The following is a 1,511-nucleotide window of genomic DNA, read 5'->3' on the forward strand; positions in this document are numbered from 1 at the left end:
GAAAGAAAGTACAACAAAAGTAAAGGAATTAGCCAGATCAGCGCAAAAATAGCCGTTTGCCGTAAAGACTTGCTATTGGGTGTGTTTGTGCCACGTGCCACAGAGTTTTTATTAAAATAGAAAGTTTCTTCATTAGAAGAGGTTAGGTTATTCTCCGAAATTCTATTAGCAGATAGCGCAGGCCACAATCGTTGGATTAGAACAGCGAGTAAAATCGTTCCTATTATGATCAGGAACATCGAGATGTTAAAGAAGAAAATACAGATAAAGGCTAAAGCGCACATTAAAATATGAAGCCTGGTATGGAGTGCTTTTTTGCCTATACCTAACAGCGCTACTATTATGATGGAGATAACAGCAGGCTTAAATCCATTGAACATAGCAAACATCCATGGCTGATTTCCATAAGAAACGTAYAGTATGCTTAGTAATAGCAAAATAAACATGGAGGGAAGTACAAATAAAATGCCGGCTATTAGTCCGCCCTTTTTACCATGTAGCTGCCAGCCAATATAAATGGCTAATTGCTGGGCTTCTGGACCGGGCAAAAGCATGCAAAGGCTTAATGCGTGGAAAAATCTGCTGTTGCTAATCCATTTTTTTTGACCTACCAATTCCTCATGCATAATATTGATATGGCCTGCCGTGCCTCCAAAACTTATCCAACCCAATTTAAACCAAAATTTTAAAGCTTCTTTAAATGAGGGCTTACCTTGGGGCATAACATTTCTATCTCTATTTTTCAACGTAGTCAATTAGGTTTCTATAATGGTAAAAGGAAAAATCAGGAACTATGCAAAAATAAGCAAATTAACGTCCTTAAGCAAAGATATGGTTGAGTGTTTTTTGTGATTAATTAAGGTTATTTTTGGGCTTCAGGATTGATTTTATTGTGCTTGTATAATCCCTTTGTTGTGTGTGGGGTATTAAGATGTAAGAGAGCTTTAAAATGAGAAATCGATTTTGAATTATGTTGCTTTTCTTTAAGGGCTGTTTAAACGCAGATGAAAGATTTTTTTTCTCTTGTTAATCAGGTACTAAACTTTAAATTATGTTAAATTCAGTTGCATAATTTGTGGCTCTGCATCTTTTTGGTAATATTAGCGGCACTTGAGGATTACTTATGACTACCGTTACTGTACTTGCTATAATTGAACCAGACCTTAAACCCGCACCTCCATTGTCAAAGGTGATGCATGAAAGACTCTCCCGCTTTGCAGCTGAGCTGCAGGATTCATTAACAAAAGAACTTATCGAAAACCGGAACTGCGAAGATCTGGTTATTTACATCAACTATAATAGCAAGTATGCTGTTCGGTGGAAGATTGTAAATGACGTTCCTTCTGCCGTTGAATCTGAAGTTGCCAGGCAATGTGCTAAACTTGGGTTTATTATATGGAAGGGTAGCGAGATCTATAATTTCAAATCAAGAGAATGACTACAGCTAGAAATGCTGTAGTCATTCATCTCATTATTGGTACTTAAAACTTGATCAGGCTAGGGTCAGTCAC

At 37.1% G+C, this 1,511-nt stretch carries 2 protein-coding genes; one reads left to right on the top strand and one right to left on the bottom strand.

Translation table 11 applies throughout. The features are described 5' to 3' along the window. A partial coding sequence (locus AC1DG9_RS26940) for a chromate transporter (protein WP_477635678.1) occupies nt 1-746 on the bottom strand: 746 nt, incomplete at its 3' end. A gap of 377 nt (nt 747-1,123) precedes the next feature. Here AC1DG9_RS26940 and AC1DG9_RS26945 point away from each other — a divergent pair. After that, nucleotides 1,124-1,438, top strand: a complete 315-nt coding sequence (locus AC1DG9_RS26945; protein WP_172663134.1) for a hypothetical protein — start codon at nt 1,124-1,126, stop codon at nt 1,436-1,438. Nucleotides 1,439-1,511 lie beyond the last annotated feature (73 nt).

The organism is Pedobacter sp. 05L430, assembly GCF_056397585.1.